General features: G+C 38.3%; 9 protein-coding genes. 7 read left to right on the top strand and 2 right to left on the bottom strand.

Translation table 11 applies throughout. The features are described 5' to 3' along the window. Nucleotides 1-438: 438 nt before the first annotated feature. On the bottom strand, nt 439-2,094 hold the full coding sequence (locus tag AC3A54_RS25415) for an FAD-binding dehydrogenase (protein ID WP_487656659.1): 1,656 nt from the start codon (nt 2,092-2,094) through the stop codon (nt 439-441). Nucleotides 2,095-2,245: 151 nt separating this feature from the next. On the opposite strand from AC3A54_RS25415, the gene AC3A54_RS25420 reads away from it, so the two are divergent. The 5 genes from AC3A54_RS25420 (at nt 2,246) to AC3A54_RS25440 (ending at nt 5,085) form a co-directional block, all read left to right on the top strand. Further along, nucleotides 2,246-2,806, top strand: coding sequence for a sugar O-acetyltransferase (locus AC3A54_RS25420; protein ID WP_487656660.1), 561 nt, complete (start codon nt 2,246-2,248; stop codon nt 2,804-2,806). Between the two features lie 24 nt (nt 2,807-2,830). Further along, nucleotides 2,831-3,502, top strand: coding sequence for an HAD family hydrolase (locus AC3A54_RS25425; RefSeq protein ID WP_487656661.1), 672 nt, complete (start codon nt 2,831-2,833; stop codon nt 3,500-3,502). 110 nt (nt 3,503-3,612) lie between these two features. Continuing rightward, nucleotides 3,613-4,023 carry a vWA domain-containing protein gene (locus AC3A54_RS25430; protein WP_335531084.1) on the top strand — a complete coding sequence of 137 codons (411 nt, stop codon included), beginning with the start codon at nt 3,613-3,615 and terminating at the stop codon, nt 4,021-4,023. 148 nt (nt 4,024-4,171) lie between these two features. After that, nucleotides 4,172-4,636, top strand: coding sequence for a GNAT family N-acetyltransferase (locus AC3A54_RS25435; RefSeq protein ID WP_487656662.1), 465 nt, complete (start codon nt 4,172-4,174; stop codon nt 4,634-4,636). After that, on the top strand, nt 4,633-5,085 hold the full coding sequence (locus AC3A54_RS25440) for a hypothetical protein (RefSeq protein ID WP_487656663.1): 453 nt from the start codon (nt 4,633-4,635) through the stop codon (nt 5,083-5,085). The genes AC3A54_RS25435 and AC3A54_RS25440 overlap by 4 nt, the downstream gene beginning before the upstream one ends. 47 nt (nt 5,086-5,132) lie before the next feature. Here the strand turns inward: AC3A54_RS25440 and AC3A54_RS25445 are convergent, their stop codons facing one another. Further along, complete coding sequence (locus tag AC3A54_RS25445; RefSeq protein WP_487656664.1) at nt 5,133-5,603, bottom strand: GNAT family N-acetyltransferase; 471 nt, start codon at nt 5,601-5,603, stop codon at nt 5,133-5,135. A 140-nt stretch (nt 5,604-5,743) separates the two neighbouring features. Here AC3A54_RS25445 and AC3A54_RS25450 point away from each other — a divergent pair, with 140 nt between their 5' ends. Together AC3A54_RS25450 and AC3A54_RS25455 are read left to right on the top strand one after the other, a co-directional pair. After that, nucleotides 5,744-6,727: a hypothetical protein gene (locus tag AC3A54_RS25450; RefSeq protein WP_487656665.1), complete on the top strand. Its 984-nt coding sequence runs from the start codon at nt 5,744-5,746 to the stop codon at nt 6,725-6,727. 442 nt (nt 6,728-7,169) lie between these two features. Continuing rightward, nucleotides 7,170-8,123, top strand: coding sequence for an NAD(P)-dependent alcohol dehydrogenase (locus AC3A54_RS25455; protein WP_487656666.1), 954 nt, complete (start codon nt 7,170-7,172; stop codon nt 8,121-8,123). Nucleotides 8,124-8,295: the final 172 nt, after the last annotated feature.

Raw genomic sequence — 8,295 nt, forward strand, 5'->3', positions numbered from 1 at the left:
TTTCTTGGTCGAAAACATTGTAACACGGGTCATGATGATGACCTATTTTCTTTTTACACAATTATATGGACTTAATCTGAATAGATGAAAGAAAGGTCGCGTAACGTGGATCTATGAGACCGTTGAAGCGTGAAAAAAGAAAGAAAGGTCGCGTAGGAGGGTTCTATGAGACCGTTGAGCGTGAAGAAAAGAAAGAAAGGTCGCGTAGGAGGGTTCTATGAGACCGTTGAGTGTGATGAAAAGAAAGAAAGGTCGCGTAGGGTGGTTCTATGAGACCGTTGAAGCCTGAAAAAAGTTCGTGCGGGTCGATAAAAGCATTTTATAACGCCCATATCGTGCAAAGATATTCCACGTCAGTCGATAAGACCATTCCATTAAGCAACACAAATACAAAAGCAGTGATAACCAGATTATCAAGGTTATCACTGCTTTTTCCAGTTAATTCAACTCTTTAGCCAGCGCACGGCCTGCTTGCCTTCCTGTAAACAGGCAGCCTCCGACAAACGTTCCTTCTAATGATCGGTAACCATGAATCCCTCCTCCGCCAAACCCAGAAACCTCACCAGCTGCATAAAGGCCAGGTACTGGATTTCCAGAAGCATCTAGGACTCTGCCAGACAAATCCGTTTGAAGGCCGCCCAACGTTTTACGACTCACAATATTTAACCGGACAGCAATCAATGGTCCCATTTTTGGATCAAGAATTTTATGTGGGGGAGCAACCCTGATCAATTTATCCCCTAAATAATTCCGGGCCCCGCGCATGGCAGTAATTTGAAGATCCTTCGTAAACTTATTTTCTATTTCACGATCTCTCGCTAAAATTTGCCTCTCGATGTGATCGAGCTTAAGTAATGGATCATCAGTAAGCTTATTCATTCCTTCCACAAGTTCAGGAAGGGTATTAGCAATGACAAAGTCCTCGCCCTTGTCCATAAATGCTTTTACAGGCGCAGTTGGACCTGGAAGTACACGCGCCAACACTTTCTTTATACTTTTTCCTGTTAAATCTGGATTTTGTTCGGAGCCAGATAAAGCAAACTCTTTTTCAATAATCTTCTGTGTTAGAATGAACCAAGAATAATCGTAACCTGTTTTCATAATCGCTTCAAGGGTTCCTAATGTATCAAAACCCGGGAAATTTGGTGCCGGGAATCGATTTCCGTTCGCATCCAGCCAAAGTGAGGAAGGACCAGGAAGAATTCGGATTCCATGCATAGGCCAGACGGGGTCCCAGTTTTTTATTCCTTCCGTATAGTGCCACATTCTGTCGCGATTAACGATGCGTCCACCAGCTTTCTCTGTAATACCAAGCATCCTTCCATCCACGTGTTCTGGTACACCTGATATCATATTCTTTGGTGCTGATCCAAGCCGTGTAGGCCAATTTTTCTTAATCAACTCGTGATTTCCGCCAATCCCGCCGCTAGTTACTACTACCGCTGAACTAAGAAATTCAAAATCACCAATGACTTCACGGGAACTTGCCTCTCCGCGGGCTGCATTGCTTGGAACAAGAACGTCTCCCCGGACACCGGAAACAGCTCCATTTACTTTGATTAACTCATTCACCCGATGACGTGGGCGGTAATCGACAAGTCCTTTCTCCATTGCTTTTCTGACTCGCTCCTCAAAGGGTTTAACAAGGCCAGGACCAGTACCCCAGACAATATGAAACCTTGGTACAGAATTACCATGTCCTTCCGCTGTATAGCCTCCACGTTCTGCCCAACCGACCACAGGGAAAAAACGAATACCCATTCCAGTCAACCACTCGCGTTTTTCACCAGCAGCGAAATCAACGTAAGCCTCTGCCCACTTTTTCCCCCAATAATCCTCATCCTCTTCTCGATCGAAACCTGCGGATCCTAGCCAGTCTTGCCAGGCCAAGTCATGGGAATCTTTTATTCCCATTCGTCTTTGTTCGGGTGAATCCACAAGAAATAGCCCTCCAAAAGACCACCATGCCTGTCCTCCTATAGACGCTTCAGGTTCTTGATCTAAAAGCAGTACCTTCTTTCCTGCATCAGCCAGTTCAGCAGTAGTTACTAAACCTGCTAGGCCGGCCCCAACCACAATAACGTCAAATTTCAAATGATTTTCCTCCCCATGGATAACAACACGTTTATATGTTAATGGTAATTATTGTTTTCTGAAAAATCAATATCTTTTATCTAGATAAAATTGTTAATAATTATTTGATATGATAAAGATATTAAAAAAACCAAATGAATGGAGTTTACTAATGATAACTGAAAAGGAAAAAATGCTAAACGGAGAAATGTATAATCCAGCAGACACTGAACTAATGAAAGGCAGAGAAAATGCACGAAGATTGACACGATTATACAATCAAACATTAGAAACAGAGGTTGAAAAACGAACCGAATTACTTAAAGAACTATTTGGAACAACAGGGGACAATATATATATTGAACCTATTTTACGGTGTGACTATGGATACAATCTTCATGTAGGTGAGAATTTTTATGCAAACTTTGATTGCGTATTTTTAGATGTTTGTGAGATACGCATCGGTGATAATTGTTTTATTGCTCCAGGAGTACAGATATATACGGCTACACATCCAATTAATCCTTACGAAAGAATATCTGGTAAGGAATACGGCAAGCCAGTCACAATAGGGGACAATGTATGGATAGGGGGACGAGCGGTCATTAATCCAGGAGTAACAATAGGAAATAATGTCGTCATTGCATCAGGGGCAGTGGTTACAAAAGATGTACCCGATAACGTTGTCGTTGGTGGAAATCCCGCAAAAATAATTAAAGAAATTGATTGCTAAGAAAAAAGTGGAGGAGGCTTCGTGATGATAAAAGCTGCACTATTTGATCTAGATGGCACTTTGCTGAATCGCGATGCTTCTGTACAAAAATTTCTCTTGAATCAATATAAAAGACTAAACAAATGGCTTGGACATATTCAAAAGAAACAGTACATATCCAGGTTTACTGAATTAGAATGCCGTGGGTATGTCTGGAAGGATAAAGTCTACCAACAAATGATTGATGAATTTAATATAAAAGAAGTAAGCTGTGATGACCTACTAAAAGATTATGTTAAGCACTTTAAGTACCATTGTGTCCCCTTTCCATATGTTACAGAAATGTTGGAGGAACTAAAGAGTCGGTCAATTTCTTTAGGATTAATTACAAATGGATTAGGAAAGTTCCAAATCGATAATATTAAGGCTTTAGGGATTGATACATACTTTCAGACGATCCTCGTATCAGAATGGGAAGGAATTAAAAAACCGAATCCTGAAATATTCAAGAGAGCCTTGGGTTCACTTGGAGTTCAGCCAAATGAAAGCATATACGTTGGCGACCATCCTGATAACGATATTCGGGTAGCCCGCGCAATTGGTATGGTAGGAATTTGGAAAAAAGATGCACAGTGGAACCATGTTGATTCAGATTTTACTATTCAAGGATTGGAGGAAATTCCTCCAATTATTCGATTGCTTATCTTTACTAATTAGTCTGTCCATAAAAACAGCGTTTATTTTCCCGCAATTATCCAATCATAAACCATTATCCACTAACCCAAAATAAGATAGTTCACTCATTCAAACAAAGGGGATGATGGAGTTTGAAATGGCACAAAACGATTCTTTCTATGATACAGCAACGACAGGACAAAAAAGTGGCTTTAGCAGTAGACACGTCCACAAATGAAGCACCTGTTATCCTTATTAATAACATAGTAAAGCTGTTTGAAACCGTTAAGCCAGACACGCTTCTGGTTCAAGCAGATTTTAAGATCAGAGATATTTCCCCAGTAAAAAGTGAAACCCTTACTTTTTATACACATGGGAAATCTTCCTATACATTAGTGCTTGAGTGGGCAAAAGAAGAAAAGATAGACACACTGTTTTATATTACGGATGTAACCGGCTTTTTTTCAGAGGAAATGGAAACAGTGGATTTTGAATTATTTTGGCTAGTACCTGGACAATTCTTACCGAGAGTACCATTTGGAAAAGCAATTAAAGTGGCATAAGAATATCTATCCCTCACCTAGTGGGGGATATTTTTTTGAAAAAAAGAAGGATAGATTGAAAAACAAAGCGAATACAAGAAAATGAATAATTCTAGACACAGTATGGAAAAAAGAATGATTAATTTATTTAAGTAAAGGAAAATAATTCATGATAAAAGTGATTGATTTACAAAATAGGAATCTAGCAAAGGAGTTGCTGAAACTTCAGAGGGCTTCCTATATGATTGAAGCCGAGTTAATTAATTTTTTCGAAATCCCACCTCTAATAGAGTCATTGGAGGAATTAATTGAATGTAAGGAAACTTTCCTCGGTTATTTCGAAGAGAAAACACTCGCTGGAGCCATTTCTTATACGGTCGAAGCGGATGAGCTTACTATTTGCAGAATGGTTGTTCATCCAGCCCATTTTCGGAAAGGAATTGCACAGAAGTTGTTGAGTGAAGTAGAGAGAAGGAATTCGCAAATGTCCGTTTATAAAGTATCAACGGGTAAAGATAATCCCCCAGCCAAAAATTTATATTTGAAAAATGGATTCACATTCGTAAGTGACTTTGAAGTAGTACCAGGATTATATATTAGTAATTTTGAAAAAAGAAAGGTGGAAGAAGCATGACAACAACAGCGGTATCTCATAAGCAATTAGCGGTGAATTGTTTTAATATGGTGTGGGACTTGCTCGATTTGGCTGAAAGAACAAAGGAAGAGGAAGAGAAGATGATTCATCTCGCTCATACTTCTTTTTGGCATTGGACTCAAGTTCCAGAACACACGGCTAAAAATCTATCGATTGGTTATTGGCAACTATCAAGAGTTTATTCCACCGCAGGGTTAGGTGAAAGAGCGGTTTACTACGGTAATCGGTGCCTTGAAGTGAGTATTGAACATAATATTGAACCGTTTTATATCGGTTATGCGTATGAAGCCTTGTGCAGGGCATATGCATTATTAGGTGAGACGGACGCTTCTAAAAAGGCGTATTCAACAGCACTAGTCTATGTACAACAAATAGTAGATGAGAATGCAAAAGAGATGTTAGAAAAGGATTTACAGACGATAGTATAAAACAATGGAGGCTGCCTATTTTGGTACAGCCTTCATTGTTTGTTACTCTAAATCTCAAATTCTTGTATCGAACGGCGTTTCTTATCATATCTTTCGAGGTAGTTACCGTTAGTAAATGTAGAAATTATGTTTCTCCAGAACGCTTGGGCTGGATAGTTTTTTTCAATTTGCGTAATGTGCCACTTTCCTGAAAACATGTTAAAAAGTTTTGTTGCAGCTAGTTTCCCAAAGCCTTTACCATTATATTTACGAATGATAAAAAATTCGAGAATAGTATTTGGTTCAGTTACAGTGGCACTCTCAACTAAAGCAAAACCAATAAGTTCATTATCCTTCTTAATGAAAAAAGGGTGGAGGTTGGGGCGGCTCCAGTATGGGGTTAAATCAAAAGGCTTGTAAAGCCCGTTCTCTTCAAGGGTAATAGATGGCAAATACTGTGCAAATTCATAGATGTAGAATTGCATTAGGTTATGTAAAGTTTGCTCCTCATCCTTTAAAACTCTCACTAATTCAATCATTGTTATCCTCCGATATTCTTATTCTTGTATTACTACATTTGACAACTTGTCTTTCTTTTCCTTTATATGCAAAAAAGGTATTTTACCAGTAAGAATCTAATATTAACAATAACGATATTATAGGATACGAGGGGTACAAGATGGATGTATCAAGATTTTATGCTTATTGTCTGCAAGGAGATGTTCCAGCAGCATATGAATACCTTTGTTCGATAAAAAATAAGAACAAAAAAACCCAAGCGCTAGAATTGAAGTATTATCGAAGATTCTTTACAAAAAAACCAATCTTTCGGATTAAATCTAAGGATCCTTGGATTAGAAGAGTACTACTAGCTTACTATCAATACTTTATTGCAGTTTTAACAAGACAGAATACATCAGAAGCAGAAATCCAACTAGCACAATCACTTGCACCATGTATTTCCAATAACCCTTCTGGTTTGGATCTCGATCAGATAGAAGGTCAATTAGAGGTGTTATTTAAAAATAAGGGCTATCACTTCTTAGGTGGTTTAACTGGACCTTTTAGAGGCCCTTTTATATGGAAGACGATGGAAAAGAAAGTATTTATGGTTGAACTTCCATACCATAAGGAAGAGATAACCGTGTATTTTTTATCGGATTTTCTACTGCAAAGTTGGATACATTTTTCTACCTTTGGGGAAAAACGGGCAGGTGGCTGGGCAAAGCCTGAAGGACTTTATTTTGTAAATGATCGACCGAAGAAAAAGAAAATAAATCTGGACGGTACCGAGTTTCAAGTTAGCTATTTAAAACATGAGGCCCAGCATTTAAGTGATTATACACGTTTCCCTAACATGAAACCTAAGGATTTAGAATACCGGGCAAAACTTGTCGAGCTAATTTACGAGCCAAAGTCTTTTAGATTACTAAAGAAATTCTTCTATGAGGGGAAAAATGACCCAAGGTTTCCCCATCCGTATTCATCTTATGTGTTAATGGAAAAATTAACCAGACTAGCTTTTGGTCAAGACAAGACAGAAGAACTCGAAAAATGGAAAACAATAACACCATCCTTGATTCAGAAATGGGCACGGAAACTATATGACGAACATACTATGCAATTAGAGAAAATCGGAACGAGGGTAGATGGTGTAATTTAACAATAGGGAGCGGATATCAACACTCAAGTGTCACAGAGCTTAAATAAAAAAATACCACGGCGTGGATTGAAACGAGTTTACTTCAGAGGTGCACACAATCTAAATACATAGGAAAACACACTGTAATTCACACTAGAATTGAAAAGATGCACTTAACGACGCAGGTTAGCTGAAGAAGGATCTAGTAAGAATTGAACAATATGACGGATGTATTGAAGGAGATATTTATGAATTTTAAAAAGGGTTATATATTGCGTTAGCGGTCAATTCGAAGCTCCGTTTGCTGGTCAATTAAGATTATTTGGATGGACACCTTGAACGGGGGAGTTTTTAAGAAAAGTTCGTTAAAGAGTCTGAATTTTTCGCTAACAAACATTATAATAAGAAGGAGGTTTCTATTAAATAAAAGTCCTATAATACTATTATTTTGGAGGTAATGTAGGTGAGAGCAGCGATTTACAGTACTTTTGGTCCCCCTGAAGTTATGGGTATAAAGGATGTAGAACAGCCATCCATCAAAGAACAAGATAGGGTGTTGATTCGTGTACACAGTGCATCCGTCAATACATTAGACTACTTGTACCGAAAGGGTTATTTACCAACAAGGGTGGATAATGGACTAACAAAACCCAAGAACCCCATACTAGGCATTGATGTTGCGGGGACTATTGAGGCTATCGGTGAAAATGTACGCAAATTTAAAGTGGGTGATCACGTTTTCGGGAGTTGCTTCGGATCTCATTCTGAATATGTCGTTCCACGTGAGAATTTCCTAAGTCATATGCCGAAAAACATAACTTTTGAGGAAGCGGCTGCTATACCGTGTGCTGCTCAAACTGCGTTACAAGCATTGCGAGATGTAGCACAGGTAAAGCAAGGTCAAAGAGTCTTAATATATGGAGCTTCTGGCGGAGTAGGGCATTTTGCTGTTCAACTTGCAAATTACTTTGGGGCTGAGGTAACTGCTGTTTGTAGTACCTCCAATTTAGATTGGGTTATGGAACTTGGGGCACAATACGTTATTGATTATACCAAGGAAGATTTCACGGATAATGGAAATAAATACGATATTATTCTGGATGCAGTTGGTAAGCTAACCTTTTTCAGTTGTTTACACTCTTTAACCGAGAAAGGTCTTTATATTACGGAACACCTGTTTTTCCCTAGATACCATCCTTTCCAATTAATGATAGGTTCATTAATAGGTCGCAAGAAAGCAAAGATTCATCTTACGAAACCAAATGATAGAGATTTGGATTTCCTAAGTGATCTTGTGGAGGAAGAAAAATTAAGACCTGTTATTGAAAAATGTTATCCTTTGGAACAAATTGTAAAGGCACACCAGCACATTGAAAGTGGACGTACAAAGGGTAAGATTATTCTTAGAGTTAAATAGAATAATCGTACATATTTGATTGTGCATTGATTGGGTGAACACCATCTTAAACAAACAGGTCCTTTAAGTAGTTTGTGAATAAATCTACTTAAAGTAAACCAGCTAATAGTTTGTCAACATTTTTCAATAAAAAGTTTAATAACCTCATGATATACTAAAAATGTTCATGCCA

The sequence above is a fragment of the Neobacillus sp. Soil_C_43 genome, assembly GCF_057656715.1.